Origin of the sequence: Cedecea neteri NBRC 105707 = ATCC 33855 (genome assembly GCF_001571265.1) — a bacterium.
GTDB lineage: Bacteria > Pseudomonadota > Gammaproteobacteria > Enterobacterales > Enterobacteriaceae > Cedecea > Cedecea neteri.
The window spans coordinates 1-16,208 of record NZ_BCTL01000054.1; the positions used below are offsets into that span (position 1 = coordinate 1).

Annotated in this window: 15 protein-coding genes and 1 riboswitch; of the genes, 6 read left to right on the forward strand and 9 right to left on the reverse strand. The window is 55.4% G+C overall.

Annotation, left to right across the window (positions count from 1 at the left end; genetic code table 11):
- Positions 1-319 precede the first annotated feature (319 nt).
- Both CNE01S_RS20040 and CNE01S_RS20045 read right to left on the reverse strand, forming a co-directional pair.
- Complete coding sequence (locus CNE01S_RS20040; RefSeq protein WP_061277973.1) at positions 320-2,452, reverse strand: TonB-dependent receptor family protein; 2,133 nt, start codon at positions 2,450-2,452, stop codon at positions 320-322.
- Positions 2,453-2,619: 167 nt separating this feature from the next.
- The gene (locus CNE01S_RS20045) at positions 2,620-3,750 is read right to left on the reverse strand and encodes an ABC transporter substrate-binding protein (RefSeq protein WP_061277974.1); all 1,131 of its coding nucleotides are present in this window, start codon (positions 3,748-3,750) and stop codon (positions 2,620-2,622) included.
- A 127-nt stretch (positions 3,751-3,877) separates the two neighbouring features.
- Between CNE01S_RS20045 and hopBF1 the strand changes: the two genes are divergently transcribed.
- The gene (gene hopBF1, locus CNE01S_RS20050; RefSeq protein WP_245874399.1) at positions 3,878-4,552 is read left to right on the forward strand and encodes a T3SS effector protein kinase HopBF1; all 675 of its coding nucleotides are present in this window, start codon (positions 3,878-3,880) and stop codon (positions 4,550-4,552) included.
- Between the two features lie 24 nt (positions 4,553-4,576).
- Here the strand turns inward: hopBF1 and CNE01S_RS20055 are convergent, their stop codons facing one another.
- Positions 4,577-5,503 (reverse strand): LysR family transcriptional regulator, encoded by a 927-nt coding sequence (locus CNE01S_RS20055; RefSeq protein ID WP_061277976.1) that lies wholly within the window; start codon positions 5,501-5,503, stop codon positions 4,577-4,579.
- A gap of 255 nt (positions 5,504-5,758) precedes the next feature.
- On the opposite strand from CNE01S_RS20055, the gene CNE01S_RS20060 reads away from it, so the two are divergent.
- A complete protein-coding gene (locus CNE01S_RS20060; RefSeq protein ID WP_217495793.1) occupies positions 5,759-6,370 on the forward strand; it encodes an FMN-dependent NADH-azoreductase in 612 nt (203 codons plus the stop codon).
- 62 nt (positions 6,371-6,432) lie between these two features.
- Here CNE01S_RS20060 and lpxO read toward each other — a convergent pair whose 3' ends face one another.
- Both lpxO and CNE01S_RS25080 read right to left on the reverse strand, forming a co-directional pair.
- Entirely contained in the window at positions 6,433-7,335 is a 903-nt protein-coding gene (lpxO, locus tag CNE01S_RS20065; protein ID WP_061277978.1) for a lipid A hydroxylase LpxO, read from the reverse strand.
- A 139-nt stretch (positions 7,336-7,474) separates the two neighbouring features.
- Positions 7,475-8,410 (reverse strand): YadA C-terminal domain-containing protein, encoded by a 936-nt coding sequence (locus tag CNE01S_RS25080; protein ID WP_061277979.1) that lies wholly within the window; start codon positions 8,408-8,410, stop codon positions 7,475-7,477.
- Positions 8,411-8,860: 450 nt separating this feature from the next.
- Positions 8,861-8,957: riboswitch (TPP riboswitch) on the forward strand.
- A gap of 38 nt (positions 8,958-8,995) precedes the next feature.
- Here CNE01S_RS25080 and thiM point away from each other — a divergent pair.
- From thiM to CNE01S_RS20085, 3 genes are all read left to right on the forward strand, one after another.
- The gene (thiM, locus tag CNE01S_RS20075) at positions 8,996-9,784 is read left to right on the forward strand and encodes a hydroxyethylthiazole kinase (RefSeq protein WP_061277980.1); all 789 of its coding nucleotides are present in this window, start codon (positions 8,996-8,998) and stop codon (positions 9,782-9,784) included.
- Entirely contained in the window at positions 9,781-10,581 is an 801-nt protein-coding gene (thiD, locus tag CNE01S_RS20080) for a bifunctional hydroxymethylpyrimidine kinase/phosphomethylpyrimidine kinase (RefSeq protein WP_061277981.1), read from the forward strand. Before thiM ends, thiD begins: the two co-directional genes overlap by 4 nt.
- Positions 10,582-10,666: 85 nt before the next feature.
- Positions 10,667-11,413 (forward strand): GntR family transcriptional regulator, encoded by a 747-nt coding sequence (locus CNE01S_RS20085; RefSeq protein ID WP_061277982.1) that lies wholly within the window; start codon positions 10,667-10,669, stop codon positions 11,411-11,413.
- Here CNE01S_RS20085 and CNE01S_RS20090 read toward each other — a convergent pair.
- From CNE01S_RS20090 to CNE01S_RS20100, 3 genes are read right to left on the reverse strand one after another with little or no spacing between them, the layout of a single operon-like run.
- On the reverse strand, positions 11,387-12,367 hold the full coding sequence (locus CNE01S_RS20090; RefSeq protein ID WP_061277983.1) for a PfkB family carbohydrate kinase: 981 nt from the start codon (positions 12,365-12,367) through the stop codon (positions 11,387-11,389). The two genes, CNE01S_RS20085 and CNE01S_RS20090, sit on opposite strands and share 27 nt — an antisense overlap.
- Positions 12,354-13,367 (reverse strand): ADP-ribosylglycohydrolase family protein, encoded by a 1,014-nt coding sequence (locus CNE01S_RS20095; protein WP_061277984.1) that lies wholly within the window; start codon positions 13,365-13,367, stop codon positions 12,354-12,356. The genes CNE01S_RS20090 and CNE01S_RS20095 overlap by 14 nt, the downstream gene beginning before the upstream one ends.
- Positions 13,368-13,369: 2 nt before the next feature.
- Positions 13,370-14,662 carry a nucleoside permease gene (locus CNE01S_RS20100; RefSeq protein WP_096753971.1) on the reverse strand — a complete coding sequence of 431 codons (1,293 nt, stop codon included), beginning with the start codon at positions 14,660-14,662 and terminating at the stop codon, positions 13,370-13,372.
- Positions 14,663-14,920: 258 nt separating this feature from the next.
- Between CNE01S_RS20100 and fbaB the strand changes: the two genes are divergently transcribed.
- The gene (gene fbaB / locus CNE01S_RS20110; protein ID WP_061277987.1) at positions 14,921-15,973 is read left to right on the forward strand and encodes a class I fructose-bisphosphate aldolase; all 1,053 of its coding nucleotides are present in this window, start codon (positions 14,921-14,923) and stop codon (positions 15,971-15,973) included.
- 43 nt (positions 15,974-16,016) lie between these two features.
- Here fbaB and CNE01S_RS25515 read toward each other — a convergent pair.
- The coding region (locus tag CNE01S_RS25515; RefSeq protein WP_169799427.1) for a hypothetical protein at positions 16,017-16,208 on the reverse strand (192 nt) is incomplete at its 5' end.

Sequence of the window (16,208 nt, forward strand, 5' to 3'; positions counted from 1 at the left end):
AACAGCCCCGGCGCCCGGCAGCGCAACCCCGCCTGAGTTGGGTCATAATCGGGGGCGATGAGAGCCGGGGACAAGGACGTGGCTGTGGAACTTGCAACAACATTAACGTTCCGTGTGGCTGCGGGTTTAAAGCGAGGTTCGGGGCTGCATATAAAACAGGGCTGGAAGTGAACGGAATATTCACCGACCATGCATAAACGCAGTTATTCGTGACGAAAAGGTTGGATTGGAAAAGGGCAAAAAAACTGACTCAACGGTGAAAGCTTTCTCTATTAATCCCCTCTCCCTTGCAGGGAGAGGGTTAGGGTGAGGGTCTTTATCAGAACGCCAGAGAACCCTGCACGAAGAAGGTGCGCGGTTCGCCTACGTATTTACCGGAGTTATTATCGTTCGAACGCGTGTAATAACGCTGATCGAACAGGTTTTTAATCCCGGCGCCCAGCTTCAGGTGTGACAGCGACGGACCGAAGTCGTACTCGCCGCGCATGTTCCACACCATATAACCTGCGATATTACCAAACTGCCCGTCCGCGCTTTCGTCGGTGATGTAGTTCGGCCCGGTCCCCGGAGAGCTCTGTTTAGACTGTGCAAAGCTGTCCAGATTCCACACCCAATTGCCGGTCGCGTAGCGGGTACCCACAGTGTAAACCTGGCGAGAGTAGAACGGCAGATCTTTACCTGCGAAGTCGCCTTTGTCGCTGGTGGCTTTGGTGTAGGTGTACGTGGTGTATACGCTCACCCCGTCCAGCGCGCGGTTCACTTCGCTCAGGTCGTAATTGAGCGCCAGTTCGAGGCCCTGGTGCTTGGTTGCGCCGAGGTTAGTCCAGCCTACGATGTTGTTGATGTACTGCAGCTGATCGTTGAAGTCGATGTAGAACAGCGTGGCTTCGGCTTTCAGCGTGGTGTCGTCATAGCGGGTACCGAACTCATAGGTATGCGCTTTTTCCGGGGTCAGGCCCGCTGCAGGCTGGTTGCCGCTGCCGCCACGGGTCAGCTGGAAGTACTGCATGCTGCCGAAGGAAGTGCTGGCGTTAGCGAACAGTTTCCAGGCATCAGACATGTGGTACATCACGCTAATAGAAGGCAGCGGCTGGCTGTAGGTCTTCTGGCGGTCGATGTTCTGGAAGGAATCGCTGGTGTGCGTTTTGATGCTTTCATAGCGCAGGCCAGGGGTGATCGTCCAGTCGCTGACGTTGATGGCATCATCAATATAGAAAGCGTTGGCTGCGGTACCGCCGGAGCTGTGCTGGTAGTACTCGGTCATGTCCGGTTTGGTGAAGGTTGTCGCTGGATCATACGCTTTTGGCGTGCGGTAGCCCTTCTCATCCGACGTTTCGTTCAGGTAGCGGTAGCCCAGGGTGACCTCATGAGACATCTCCCAGAAGCGGAACAGCTGAGAATAAGTGGGTTCAATCGCCCAGGTTGAGTAGTTACGCGGCGCGGAGTTCAGCGTGCGCTTGTTGCCCTTGAAGTACTCCAGGTCGCTGCTGCGGTAGCTGTCGGTAAAGTAGGTCAGGACTTCCAGCTTTTTGTCGTCTTCGGTGTGTTTGTACTTGAAGGACATGTCTTTCCGACGGCCTTCAAAGCTGTCCCAGCGGCGGTCCGACTGGAACGGATCTTTTGCATATTGGGCGGTAGTCAGGCCGCCGGGCATACCGGATTGAGCTTCGTAGTAGTGGAAGTTAGCCTGCAGCTCATCGCGATCGGTGAAGTTGTACTTCGTCTTCAGCATGAAATCATCGATGTCGGTATTGTCGTTGCTTTCGCGGTAGCCCTGGCCGTGCAGGCCGGAGTAGAGCAGTTCTGCGCCAAAGCCGTTATCCGCCGTGCCGCCCACGGACGCGCTGGTTAGCGTCTTCAGGCCACCGTGGCTGGCGCCCTGAGTCTGCGCGCTGACCGTGCCGCCGAATTCTTTTGGAATATCGCGGGTCACGAAGTTAATCACGCCGCCCACGTTTTGCGGCCCGTAACGCACCGCGCCGCCGCCTCGAACCACGTCAACGGACTGAATGTTACCCATGCCCAGCGGCGCCATAGAAAGCTGTGGCTGACCGTAAGGTGCAACCGCCAGCGGCACGCCGTCCATCAGGATGGTGGATCGTGGAGACAGGCGAGAAGTCAGGCCACGAATGCCCACGTTAAGAGAAATGTCGCTGCCGCCGGTGCCGTTGCTGTCACGCACCTGAACGCCAGGAATGCCCTTCAGCGCATCGGCAAGCGTTTCTGAGCCTTGCTCATGAAGCTGCTGCTCGGTGACGATTGATCGCGCCCCCGGATGGTTAAGCAGCACGGTGCTGGTGTCCGGGTTATCCAGCCAGTTGCCGACCACGGTAATGTCGTCAGCAGGTTTTTCTGCGGGAGCTTTATCTGTTTGGGTGTTATCAGCCGCGAGAGCTGGCAGCGCAAAGGCTATCGCGCTTGCCAGGAGAGAGACACGAAAAAGGGGGCGCATCATCATTCCTATAGAATATGGGGTTGTTGTTATCAGTTTTTTTGGAAATGACAATCTTAATGATAATTATTTTCAAGTAAATAGTTTTATTGCGGAATAATTCGGGATGAGGTGAAAAGTAAGCAAAAAAAAACCGAGCTGTTGATTCAGCCCGGCATGTTTTTGATTTATGGGGTAACCCAGAAGACGCCGCTGTAGTCCAGCGCGGTGAACTGCTTGTGAACCTGCTCGATGTCGGCCTGCGGATCGATGTCCTTGAACAGGTCCGGGTGCAGGAACTTAGCGATAGTCTCTACCGCAATATAGTTCAGCGGGGAGTCGTAGAACTGGTGGTAAATTGCCATCACGCGCTTCTCTTTGACCGCCGTCAGCACGTTAATCCCGGTGCGGTTCATCAGCCCTTTAAGCTTTTGCTCGGCCACGGCTTTGTCGGCCATATAACCCAGCGGTACGGCTTTAGGCGCGCGGTTGCCACGGTTCCAGTCGGCGCCGGTCATCAGATAGAAGTCCGGATTGCTGGTTATCACCTGCTCGGTATTCACCTGGCCGCTCATTTCCGGGAACAGCTTGCTGCCGATATTATTGCCACCGGCGGTATCAATAAACTGGCCGTAGCTGCCCTTGCCGAAAGTCTGGCAGCATTCATCGCCGCGAATACCTGCCGCACGCTCAATAAACACGCTCGGACGCTGCTCTGGTTTGAGTGTGGCAACGCGCTCACGCACCAGGTTCATCCGCTGCTGGTAGTGCTGAATAAAAGCATCCGCGTTTTTTTGCTCATCAAACACTTTGCCCAGCAGCTCAATGCTCGGCAGGGTGTTGGTCAGCGGCTGCTGGCGGAAGTCGATAATCAGCACCGGAATGCCCACTTTTTCCAGCTGACTCAGAACGCCGCTGTTTTTCAGCTTGGCCAGCACGCCGATATCAAAAATGATCAAATCAGGCTGCAGCGTAACCGCTTTTTCGACGCTGAAATCCGTGTAGTACGGGTTTTCAAACATCGTGATTTTGCTTACCTGCGGGAATTTTCGCGCATAGGCGTCCGCCAGGTCGGGCGCTTTGGTCTTCAGCGAGTTATCCCAGGCAATGATGTTTTCCAGCGGATCCTTCGGGTGAATAATATTCAGCGCCAGCAGGGCTCGCGCATCGGCCAGCATTACGCGCTTTGCCGGATGGGGCAGCGTCACTTCCCGGCCTGCTACGTCGGTAACAACAATCGGTGCGGCCTGGGCGGCGAAGCTCAACAAGGCAACGGCAGCAAGCAACCAGCGAGCTTTGGCGGTAAACACGGTGAACATGGATGACCTTCAGAACGGGAAAATTTAGGAAGGGAATGATAATCGATCTCATAGCGTTTGGAATGGGGATGCGGGAATTTTTCTGGTTACGAAAGGTGCAAGGGCAAGACTGACGGGAACCTGTGGGTTGCCAGAGCCACTCAAGGGCTTTGCTATTGCGCGGCGTTGTACCGCCAGAGGAGAGTTCACCATGTATACAGTTTCAAATAATGCAGCCCAGGGGCGGCACTTGCATGCATCGAATGTACAGGCGTCGACCACGGCGTTTCAGGATGTGCCGTCGCTGGGGCAAAAAATCGGTGCGGGAAGTCAAAAAGATGTCTTTCACTCGCGGCAGGATCCGCGCAAGTGCCTGTGTCTGTTCAGACCCGGCACCACAGGCACCATTTCGGCAGAACAGTACGCTTTGAAAGAACTTGAAACCACCAAACAGCTTAAGCATCTCGGCTTCCCCGTGGTGGATGCCCATGCCCTGGTCAAACATGGCGGCAACGTCGGCGTGGAAAAAGACTACATCCACAATGCGTTTGATTCCGAAGACATCGTGAATAATAAGAAAAGCCTGCCGGATGATAAGAAGTTCAATCAAAACGTGCTGGCGGACTGTAATGCCATTATTAACAAGCTGAAAAACCATGAATTACATATCGACGATCTGCAATTTTTAGTCGATAGTCATGGCCGCGTGCTGATTAACGATCCGCGCGATGTGATCCGTTCTTCGCCGGATAAAAGCATCAGTAAAGTCAATGAACTGCGGGCCCATGCTTTAAATAACCTGCTAGATATTGATAGCGACTAATTTCCGACTGATACGTGGATGAAATTAGTCTTTAAGCCGGCTGGCGGCAAGTTTAGCCGGACACAGGTTTTTAAGGCGCTCTATCAGCCAGCGACCCGCCGGGCCTGGCGGCGAGGCAATTGGGTAGACGCCAAACATCGGCAACGCGAGTCCGCCGGGCGGCACGTCCTCAATGTTCAGCCGTACCAGCCGCCCCTCGCGAATGTCCCGCTCGACAACGTGTGACGGCATGCTGCCCCAGCCCAGACCATCGAGCAAAAAGGCGTGCTTGGCCAGCAGATCGCCCAGCCGCCAGGTGGAGGGTGACATCACGCCAAACTCTTTCCCTTTGGAAAGCTCTGAGCGGTCGGTCAGCACCAGCTGTACGTGTTTGGTCAGCTCTGACTTTGGCACGATGCCTTCGAACTGCGCTAGTGGGTGGTCGGGAGCGGCCACCATCACCAGCGAAACGCCGGTCAGGCGCTCCCCGGTTAACGAGGCCGGCATATCCGGCAGTGAGCCTAGAATACCAATCCCCGCGCTGCCGTTAAGCACAGGTTTGTAACCGCCGCCCAGCGCCTCAACAAACAGGCGTAGTGGTGTGCCGGGAAACTGTTCGCGGAAGGCTTTGGCCGCCGAAGTCATCGCCTCCAGCGGGAAGAAAACGTCCACCACCACCGACAGTTCGGACTCCAGCCCTGACGACATACCCCGCGCTCGTGCCTTCATAAAATCAACGCGAGAAACAATGTCGCGGGCGTCGGCCAGCAGCACCTCACCCTCGGACGTTAGCTTTGGGTAGCGGCCGGAACGATCAAACAGCTGCACGCCAATTTGTGCCTCCAGCCCCCTGATCAAGTCACTGATCACCGACTGGGCGCGGTACATCTTGCGAGCGGCCGCAGAGAAGCTGCCTTCATCGACGGCGGCAATAAACGTGCGAAGTTGGTCCAGCGAAATACCGTCCAGCATTGTGGTTCCTGCCTGACTGTGAAGGGGTGAAGCGCAATATAGCCCTTCGGCATGCCTTTGTCATTGACGATAATGTATCGGCCCAGACGATGGGTTGCATCGAAATATAACGGCTATTCGGGTGGGAAAGGCGATGGCATAGTGGCAGCCATGTTCAGCGAATCTTAAAGATTGAGCACACCTATGTTAACGGCTTTAAAAAAACTCTTAACGCGCTTATCCCCTAAACAAAGCTCTATTTCCGAGGCTAAAACTATGTCGACTATCCTGCATATTGATACCAGTGTTCTGGGCGGTTATTCCGTCAGCCGCCAGCTGTCGGCGGAGATTGTTGCCCGTCAGAAAACGCTGCATCCCGGCGCCACGGTGATTTACCGTGACCTGGTGCAGTCCCCGGCTCAGCACCTGTCAGACAAACACATTGCCGCTTTCCAGGGGGCTGAAGTGACCGACGCGGCGCTGGGCGCAGACCTTGCTGCCGGTGGTGCGTTTATTGATGATTTATTCGCCGCGGACGTGATTGTGATTGGCGTGCCGATGTACAACTTCTCTATTCCATCCCAGCTTAAGGCGTGGATCGACCGCGTTTGTGTGGCCGGGCGTACCTTCCAGTACGGCGCAAACGGCCCGGAAGGCCTGCTGCCAAAAGGCAAAAAAGTCTTTATCGCTTCTTCTCGCGGCGGCCAGTACACCGGTGACAGCCCGGCGGCATTCCTGGAGCACCAGGAATCCTATCTGAAAGCGGTGCTGGGCTTTATCGGCCTGACCGATGTGACCATCATCCGTGCAGAAAACCTGAGCCGTGGCGACGAAGCGAAGAATGCCGCGCTCGCCGATGCCAAAGGCCAGATTGCCGCACTGTCCTGATTTTAAAAATACGGGCCTTTGCTATTGCGGCAAAGGTCCGTTTATTTTCGTCAATGCTGAAATTAAAACGCCCGCCAGATAAGCACGGCAATCCCGCCAAACAGGATCCATTTCACGATGTAATACACCGTCTTATTCCAGCTTTTTAACTTCTTGCCGACGATACGAATCTGATAGATGTAGCGGAAAGCGCGATTAATACCGCCGATGCGGTCGTTTTCATCGTTAGGTGCCGACGCGGCGCTCATCAGGTTGCGCCCCAGCCAGTGGTTAACCGCCTGAGCCCAGCGGTAGCGCATTGGTCTTTCCACGTCGCAGAACAGAATCAGGCGATTTTCGCCGCTGGTGTTTTCCGCATAGTGAATATAGGTTTCATCGAACAGGACGCCTTCGCCATCCCGCCAGCTATAGCGCTTGCCGTCCACTTCAATAAAGCAGCGATCGTCATTGGGGGTTGCCAGCCCTAAGTGGAAACGTAGCGAACCGGCGTACGGGTCGCGGTGACGCGGCAGGCGGCTGCCATCGGGCAGGGTGGCGAACATCGCCGCCTTGATGGACGGAATGGTGCGCAGCAGTTCGGTGGTTTTTGGGCACAGCAGGCTGGCCGACGGGTGGGCGTTTTCATACCATTTCAGGTAAAAGCGCTTCCAGCCTGTTTTAAAGAACGAGTTGAAACCGGCGTCGTTAAATTTCTCCGCGGCTTTTATCTGCTCCATTTGTTGCAGATGCATACCTTCGTCGCGAATCACTTCCCAGTTTTCCCGCAGCGTTGTCAGCTCGGGAAAGGTTTCCGGCGTTAAATAGGGCGTATTCGGCACCCTGGAGAAAAGATACATAAAACCGTTAAGCGGGGCGGTAAACGTTGAGTGGTCCGACAGCTGCCGCCAGAAGCGGAAGCGAACCCGACCACGATAATGCACATAGACCACTGAAATAATAATGATGAGTAAAATGATATATTTCATATTGTTTTATCTAACCACTATGATTTTGAATATCCCTGCCGGACGAAAGGCCCAGACTTTCATAAACACACCTTTTCAAGGGCGCTGAAATAGAGCTTAGCAGTGGTTTTAGCGAAGTAAATATTGCCCCCAGAACAAGTTACCAGCCTACGGACAAGCCTGCGCCGTAGCCCACATTGTTTTCTGTATCATCACTGACGGTAGCTTTTATAACAATAGAATTACTGACGCGTGCAGAGGCCCCCACGGCTAAAGCATTTTCGCCTTCATAGCCGCCAATACCTGCCCCAATAGCAACGGTTTGATTATTCATAACCTGGGGGATATTGCTCATGGCCATCGCGCCAGAGATACCTGCGTTGGCCTCTTTTTGGTTATTGTTAACTTCATCTTTTAATGCAGAGAATGCATTATTTAATTTGTCGATCGACTGGCTATTGTGTTGAATCATGTGGGTATTATTTTCAGCAAGCTCGGTATTTAACAGAATGTGATTACTGTTAGTGGCGACGCGCGCCTGAGCTACCGTATCAAGTTTACTACTGGTGGTTGTGACACCATTTTTACCATCAACACCGTTATTGCCATTAACGCCGTTATTACCATCAACACCATCTTTACCATCAACACCGTTTTTTACCTGAGACTGCACGTATTCGATCATCGCTTTATCTTTGGCGGCCTGCTGGTCTGCATCTGTCACCGTACTGTCCAGGTGTGAGCTATTATCGACGGCCTTCGTTGAAGGGGTCAGCGTGCTGGCAACGATAGAATGGGGGGCATCCAGGTGTGGCGTAACAGGCTCTGAATGGCTTCCATCCAGATGCGGTGTGGTAGTAATGCCACTCACAAAATCGTTGGTGTAGTTTGTATGTTGGGCGTGGTCATAATCTCGTATAGCCTGTTGCTGCGTTGGATCCATACTTTCAAAACTGGCTCTGGCTTCCTGCCAGGTAATAGATTTATTCACCATGCTATTATAGAAGTCACTCACGATATCAGCTCTGGCCGAAGCCGATATAACGAAAAGACCCAGTGCCACGGTTATTGATTTACTAACATTAACAAATTTCATTTTTCTCTCGCCATAAATACTGAATTTAAACGCGCCAGTGCATTATTTAGCTCACTGATAACGGCGATGAACTATCCCGGAATGTGATAATGTAATCCTTGATCTGAGTCATAAGAAAATTCTTAGCTGAGGGCGGTTGAACACGATCAAACATCCAGTTCACATTCACTATTTATGTCGGTGCCAGGGCTCTCACACGGCTGTTACAATCGGGGCGGAAAAGGGAGGGATGACTTACGTTTGAAAGTGTCGTCACGCCCGATGCTCTATGATGAAAAAATAGCGCAGGGCAGTTAAATTCGACGGAATGGTTCCTTCACCAAATTGCCCTCCGGCTAAGCCAGTACAAATACAGCCCGACAGGCACCTCTTTGCCGTTTACAAGACTTCCCGCTGGCATTACCATTCTCTGCACGGATTAATGACCAGCATTAATCACAACACATTGATGTAAATGACTCGGGGTGCCCTTCTTTGTGAAGGCTGAGAAATACCCGTACCACCTGATCTGGATAATGCCAGCGTAGGGAAGTCAGATGCCTGTCCGGTATCCCTTCTTTCACGCCGGACAGGAGCCTTACCTTGATGCAACCTGACCTGCTACCCGGCGCGACTGCCGCCTCTGTTTTACACCGCCTCCGCCAGCATTCGCCGCTGGTTCACTGCATGACCAATGACGTGGTGCAAACCTTTACCGCCAACGTGCTGCTGGCGCTTGGGGCTGCCCCGGCCATGGTGATCGAAGCCGAAGAAGCGACGCAGTTTAGTGGGCTTGCCAGCGCGCTGCTGATCAACATTGGCACGCTGACATCAGAACGTTCGGCTGCGATGCTGGCTGCCATTCATGCCGCCAATAATGCCGGAACGCCGTGGGCGCTCGACCCGGTCGCTGTCGGAGGTCTGGCTTTCCGTACGCGCTTTGCCCGCGAGATAATTCAACTGAAACCAGCTGCTATTCGTGGCAATGCCTCTGAGATCCTGGCGTTAGCGGGGGAGCAGGCCGGGGGACGTGGCGTAGACAGCACCGATGATGCGCTTTCGGCGCTCCCGGCGGCGCAAAAGCTGGCGCGCGAAACCGGGGCGGTGGTTGCCGTGACCGGCGAAATTGATTACGTCACAGACGGAGAGAGAACGCTTGCCGTTAACGGCGGTGGAGAACTGATGACGCGCGTAGTGGGTACCGGCTGTGCGCTCTCCGCCGTAGTTGCTGCGTGCTGTGCTTTACCGGGAGACAGGCTGGAAAACGTCGCCAGCGCCTGCCGGTTTATGTCGCTGGCCGGCGAGAAGGCCATTGCTGCCAGCCACGGGCCGGGAAGTTTTACGCCCGCTTTTCTCGACGCGCTTTATCACCTGAACGCGGAGGTGCTGGCATGAAGCGAATTAATGCTCTGACCATCGCCGGAACCGATCCAAGCGGCGGCGCGGGGATCCAGGCCGATCTGAAAACCTTCTCCGCGCTTGGCGCCTACGGCACGAGCGTCATCACCGCACTGGTGGCGCAAAACACCCGCGGCGTGCAGTCTGTTTACCGCATTGAGCCTGAGTTTGTGGCGGCGCAGCTCGATTCGGTGCTCAGCGATGTGCGTATAGACACCACAAAAATCGGCATGCTGGCAGAAGCCGATATCGTCGAAGCCGTCGCGGAGCGGCTGGCGTTCTATCAGGCGCAGAACGTGGTGCTGGACACGGTGATGCTGGCGAAAAGCGGCGATCCGCTGCTGGCTCCGTCGGCGGTCGAAAGTTTACGTCGAAAGCTATTGCCGCATGTCGCGCTGATCACGCCCAATCTCCCGGAAGCGGCAGCGCTGCTGGATGCGCCTCATGCGCGCAGTGAAAAAGAGATGCGAGAACAGGGGGAAGCCCTGCTGGCAATGGGCTGCGAGGCGGTGCTGATGAAGGGCGGGCATCTGGACGATGAGGAAAGCCCGGACTGGCTGTTTACCCGCCACGATGTGCAGCGTTTTACCGCGCCGCGCGTACAGACGAAAAACACCCACGGCACCGGCTGTACCTTATCTGCCGCGCTGGCTGCGCTGCGCCCTCGTCACGACGACTGGGCACACACCGTAGCCGCCGCAAAAATCTGGCTGTCTAAAGCGCTGGCGCAGGCCGATTCTCTCGAGGTTGGGCACGGCATTGGCCCGGTGCATCATTTCCACGAATGGTGGTAACTGTCGGTTAAGCGAGAAGTTTTAGCCAGCATAATACCAATGGTACTATACTGGCTTCATCTTCCCTGCCGGACAATTGCGTACCATGGAACAGGCCCATCACCAGTTAGTTGAACAGCTCAAACAGCGCTTTGCCGCCCCGGATAACGTCCCTCTGTACCTTAAATTTGTCGAAACGGTGAAAAACGCCGTGCGCGTGGGCCTGTTGCCCCAGGGCAATATCCTGCCGGGCGAGCGCGATCTCAGCCAGCTCACCGGGGTTTCACGGATTACGGTGCGCAAGGCGATGCAGGCGCTGGAAGATGAAGGCGTGGTCACGCGTTCGCGCGGTTATGGCACGCAAATTAATGCGACGTTAGAGTATTCGCTGAAAGAGGCCAGAGGGTTTTCGCAGCAGGTTGTACTCCGCGGTAAAAAACCGAATACGCTGTGGGTTAACAAACGCGTGGTGAAATGCCCGGCAGACGTGGCGGAACAGCTGGTGATCCCGGCTGAAAGCGAAGTCTTTCTGCTTAAGCGTATTCGCTATGTGGATGAAGATGCAGTGTCTATCGAAGAGTCTTACGTTCCCACCGGGCTGATTGCCGACCCGGATGAAATCGGCGTTTCGCTGTATGATTACTTCCGCAGCCAGAACATTATTCCGCGGCGCACGCGCAGCCGGGTGAGCGCCAGAATGCCGGACAGCGAATTCCAGTCACACATCAAACTGGAAACGCCGGTGCCGGTTTTGGTCATCAAGCAGGTGGCGTTCGATCCGCAAAACCGGCCCATTGAGTACAGCATCAGCCACTGCCGCAGCGATTTATACGTTTTCGTCTGCGAGGAGTAGGGACTGTTCGAGCTGCGCGAGTTTAGGCGCGCAGTCGCCGCCCCGGTGGCCGACCACATAGCTGGCAACCGCATTACCCAGGCTTACCGCTTCTTCGAGACTCCAGCCGGCAGCCAGGCCTGCCAGCGTGCCGCCCGCGTGGCTGTCGCCTGCGCCGATGGTATCGACGACGGTGGTCGGGAACGGCGCGGCGATGCCCATTTGTTTGCCGTCGGCGAACCAGGCGCCTTCTTTATCTAACCGAACGATCAGCGGGCTGCCGTAACGAGTGAGCCACGCGTGGCAAATCGCTTCAATATTTTCCGCTTCAACTTCAAGCCATTCGGCAACAATCGCCGCTTCCTGACGGTTCAGCGAAACAATCGGCCTGCAGGCCATAATCCTTGCCAGCAACGGCTGTGGGATATCCGCAATGCGCGGGCCGAAGTCGATAAAGGGCGTAATAGTCTGCAGCGACTCAAGCCAGCCAACGAGCAGTTCCGAACACGGCCCGGCAAGCTGATAGCCGGAAAGCGACAGCAGCGTGCCTGGCGCGATAACCAGTCCATCAAGCCAGGCCTGATTCCACTGGTGCTCCACGCCGCGAAAAGACATAAAGGTACGTTCACCGTCAGGCTCAACCAGCGCCAGGCACCAGCCGTTATCTCCGGCGTCGGTGTGGATCTCGCTGCGAATTTGCTGTTTTTCGAGGCTGTTACGAATAATGTCGGCCCAGGTGCCCTGGCCAATCGGCAGTGCGTTCTGCGAGCCAATGCCAAGGCGTGAAAGCGTGATGGCGATGTTCAGCGCGCAGCCGCCGATGTTCACCCCCTGCTGATGCAGTTCGATATCGCAGCCCCGCCAAGGCAGGGCGTAGGCGTCGGCGATGACGTCAATCACCGCCGAACCGAGCACACAAACCGGGCGCTGGGCATGCAGTTGAGGCAGCTTGCTTAGCAGCTCATTTGGCTTCATGGCTGGCCTCTCTCTGCTGGCGGTAAGCCATGAAGATGCGGCTGTAGCGCGTGAAGTCGAGCTGGTTCTCTTCATCCAGTTCCTGTTTCAACGCCGGGTCGATGCTTTCCACGCCGTTCAGCGCGCCGCAGATAGCGGTGGCCATGGCGCCGATGGTGTCGGTGTCTCCCCCGAGATTTGCGCACAGGATGGCGCAGCGGTTAGGGTCGGTTTTCGCCAGTTCAACCATCGCAATCGCGGCTGGAACGGACTCAACGGTGCTGGTGCCGGTGCCGACCAACTGATAAATCTCTTCCATGGCGGATTCGGTGCCGCGCGCCTTTCTTGCCACGCTCAGCGCTAATTCCAGGCGTGCCGCGAGGGAAGCGCTGAAGGTGGTTATCTTTTTTTCCTGCGCGTGACGGGCAACGGAAGGCAGTTCATCGCAAATCGTCGCCCAGCTGGCGCCGTCAATGGCGCGGGAAATTGCCCAGGCAATAACGACCGCTCCGGCGATGGCTAAATCCGACTTGTGCGTAGGGCTAGAGGCCAGCGCTACTTCGGCCACAAACTCATCGAGACTGGCCGTTGGCAGCATGCAGCCAAGCGGGGAGGCACGCATCGCCGCCCCGTTAGTGACGCCGTTGTTTTCCAGCTCGCTCACCGGCGTGCCTTGTTTAATCGCATTCAGGGCTATTTTCGACGTCGGGCCGAGCACGTTTTTATTAAACGCATCGAACCCTTCTGCCCACGCCAGGATATGGCGACCGATGGCGTCCGGGTTGATCGCGCCATGATGCTCGATGATGGCATCCGCCAGCGCCAGCGCCATTGAGGTGTCGTCGGTAAACTTAGCGCGGGCAAAGTAACAGGCGGCGTTGTTTTCTGCCGGGCCCGACAGGAACCGGTCTATCCAGCCAAAATGAGCCTTCACGCGCGAGCGCGGCCACAGTTCGGACGGCATGCCCATCGCATCACCTAACATCTGGCCGTAAAAGGCTCCCAGAATACGATTTTCCATTGTTACGCTTCCTTTAATACTTTTTCAGATTCATCACCGGCAACGGCGATGGCAGCAATCTCTTTGTCCGACTCGCGGAAGAAGACCATGAACAGCACGGCGATGACGGCAATCATTATTGCGCCAAAGCCCCACATCCCCGCCCAGTTAAAGGTCTGGCCGTTCACCGGCGAGGAGTAAGCAAACATTTTTTCCATCATTTTACCGCCGAGGCTGTAGCCCAGCAGGCTGCCGAAGCCCTGGCAGCAAAGGGTGATCAGCCCCTGCGCCGCGGTGCGCATATACACCGGGGATTTCTTGTCTACGTAAATGTAGGCGGTGACGTAGTAGAAGTCGTAGCTCACGCCGTGCAGCAGGATGCCGAGGAACAGCAGGCCGTAGGTGAACAGGTGCGACGCGTCGCCGTAAACAAAGAAGCCGTAGCGAATGGCCGCCGTGACCAGGCCCAGCAGTAGAACCTTTTTAATACCAAAACGCTTAGTGAAGAACGGCAGCGCCAGCATAAAGAAGATTTCCGAGAACTGGCCGAGGGTCATCCAGCCGGTGGCGTTGTGCATGCCGACTTCGGTCAGGTAGCCGTTGGCAAAGATGTAGTAAAACGCCAGCGGCATAGCAAACAGGAATGAACAGAAGAAGAAGACCAGGAAGTTTTTGTCCTTCAGCAGCACCAGCGCGTCCAGGCCCAGCATCACCTTCAGGCTCAGCTTGCCGGTGCTTTTCGGCGGTGTGTTCGGCAGGAAGAACGCGAATACGCCTAAAGCGACCGAGCTGATGGCGGTGATCAGCAGCGGCACGTTGGTTGGCGAGATATCGCTGAAGCCCATCATCTGCGGCAGGAAGCCACACACGATCCCTGAGGCAATCCAGCCGATGGTGCCCATCACGCGAATACGCGGGAAGTCACGCTCCACGTCGTCAACGTTGGAAAACGCGATGCTGTTGGTCAGCGCGATGGTCGGCATATAGGTGAGCGAGTAAGCCAGCAGCAGCGGGAAGAAATAGACAAACTCTGTTTGCTGAGCGGCGAGATACATCAGCCCGGCGCCAACAAACATCAGCAGCGCCAGCACTTTTTGCGCGGCGAAGAAGCGGTCGGTTAACGAACCAACCAGGATAGGTGACAAAATAGCAGCGATGGCGGTGCAGGCGTAGGACCAGCCGATTTCACCGGCGGTAAAACCACTTTTGTTGAGGAACAGCCACAGGGGCACAAACCAGGCGCCCCAGATAAACCATTCCATAAACATCATGAACGAAAGGCTAATCGTTGTACGTTTCATGCTCAGGACCTTCATGACAGGTGTAGGGTGTGCCTTAACCATACCAATGAATAATACCTTTTAAATACCTTTGAGTCGATTCTATGATCGCCCTTGCAAAAATAGCCGGGTGGCCACCTGGCTTTACTCCTGGAAAGGAGGCAAAAGTGCGCTCGAACTGGCAAATCCCCGCCGTCGGTACCAGGATTAGTGCGGCCGGTTTTTTCGACCCGGCAGAACAGGATTCTTCATGCGCAGCGGGCAGGGGGCTCGCTGCCTTTACGGGAGCGTATTATGACTGATATTGCGCAGTTGCTTGGCAAAGATGCCGACGGCTTGTTACAGCATCGTTGTATGACTATTCCGGCAGACCAGCTTTATCTGCCCGGCTCGGACTACGTTGACAGGGTGATGGTGGACAACAATCGCCCGCCTGCGGTACTGCGAAACATGCAGACGCTGTACAACACCGGGCGTCTGGCTGGGACTGGCTACCTCTCTATTCTTCCCGTCGATCAGGGCGTTGAACACTCGGCGGGGGCTTCATTTGCCGCGAACCCGCTCTACTTCGATCCGAAAAACATCGTTGAGCTGGCCATCGAGGCAGGCTGTAACTGCGTGGCTTCTACCTATGGCGTACTGGCCTCGGTTTCACGTCGCTATGCCCACCGCATTCCGTTCCTGGTGAAGCTGAACCACAACGAAACGCTGAGCTACCCGACCACCTACGACCAGACGCTGTACGCCAGCGTTGAGCAGGCCTTCAATATGGGGGCCGTTGCTGTCGGGGCCACGATTTATTTTGGTTCGCCGGAATCCCGCCGCCAGATTGAAGAGATCTCCGCCGCCTTCGAGCGTGCGCACGAACTTGGCCTGGTCACCGTGCTGTGGGCCTATCTGCGTAACTCAGCTTTTAAAAAGGATGGGGTGGATTACCACGTCAGCGCCGACTTAACCGGCCAGGCTAACCACCTGGCGGCGACCATCGGGGCCGATATCGTGAAGCAGAAAATGGCGGAGAACAACGGTGGCTATAAGGCGGTGAACTTTGGCTATACCGATGAAAAAGTTTACAGCAAGCTGACCACCGACAACCCTATCGACCTGGTGCGCTACCAGCTGGCTAACTGCTACATGGGCCGCGCGGGCCTTATCAACTCCGGCGGTGCCGCAGGCGGTGAAACTGACCTGGCGGATGCGGTGCGTACGGCGGTTATTAACAAACGTGCGGGCGGCATGGGGCTGATTCTGGGGCGTAAGGCGTTCAAGAAATCGATGGTTGACGGCGTGAAGCTGATTAACGCCGTGCAGGATGTTTACCTGAATGAGAAAGTGACCATCGCGTAAATTATCGCGTAAGCTAAAAAAGTCCTCCGATATGGTCTGCCCACTATTGGTGGACTTTTTTATAGGAGTTTTTTTGCGGTTGGGTGATTGCCATCATCCCGGCGTTCTTCTTGCCGGCGTCGGCTCTTAGCCACAAATATCGCCCATGAAATTCGGCTAAGGTTCCGTTCACTTCCAGTCCTGTTTCATCTGTCACCACTGTACCGGTGAACAGCTCGGGGAAATCACCGTCATT

Coding starts and splice junctions, on each gene's coding strand:
- CNE01S_RS20040 (WP_061277973.1), bottom strand. CDS start 2,452: ATGCGCCCCCTTTTTCGTGTCTCTCTCCTGGCAAGCGCGATAGCCTTT.
- CNE01S_RS20045 (WP_061277974.1), bottom strand. CDS start 3,750: ATGTTCACCGTGTTTACCGCCAAAGCTCGCTGGTTGCTTGCTGCCGTT.
- CNE01S_RS20055 (WP_061277976.1), bottom strand. CDS start 5,503: ATGCTGGACGGTATTTCGCTGGACCAACTTCGCACGTTTATTGCCGCC.
- CNE01S_RS20060 (WP_217495793.1), top strand. CDS start 5,759: ATGTCGACTATCCTGCATATTGATACCAGTGTTCTGGGCGGTTATTCC.
- lpxO (WP_061277978.1), bottom strand. CDS start 7,335: ATGAAATATATCATTTTACTCATCATTATTATTTCAGTGGTCTATGTG.
- CNE01S_RS25080 (WP_061277979.1), bottom strand. CDS start 8,410: ATGAAATTTGTTAATGTTAGTAAATCAATAACCGTGGCACTGGGTCTT.
- thiM (WP_061277980.1), top strand. CDS start 8,996: ATGCAACCTGACCTGCTACCCGGCGCGACTGCCGCCTCTGTTTTACAC.
- thiD (WP_061277981.1), top strand. CDS start 9,781: ATGAAGCGAATTAATGCTCTGACCATCGCCGGAACCGATCCAAGCGGC.
- CNE01S_RS20085 (WP_061277982.1), top strand. CDS start 10,667: ATGGAACAGGCCCATCACCAGTTAGTTGAACAGCTCAAACAGCGCTTT.
- CNE01S_RS20090 (WP_061277983.1), bottom strand. CDS start 12,367: ATGAAGCCAAATGAGCTGCTAAGCAAGCTGCCTCAACTGCATGCCCAG.
- CNE01S_RS20095 (WP_061277984.1), bottom strand. CDS start 13,367: ATGGAAAATCGTATTCTGGGAGCCTTTTACGGCCAGATGTTAGGTGAT.
- CNE01S_RS20100 (WP_096753971.1), bottom strand. CDS start 14,662: ATGAAGGTCCTGAGCATGAAACGTACAACGATTAGCCTTTCGTTCATG.
- fbaB (WP_061277987.1), top strand. CDS start 14,921: ATGACTGATATTGCGCAGTTGCTTGGCAAAGATGCCGACGGCTTGTTA.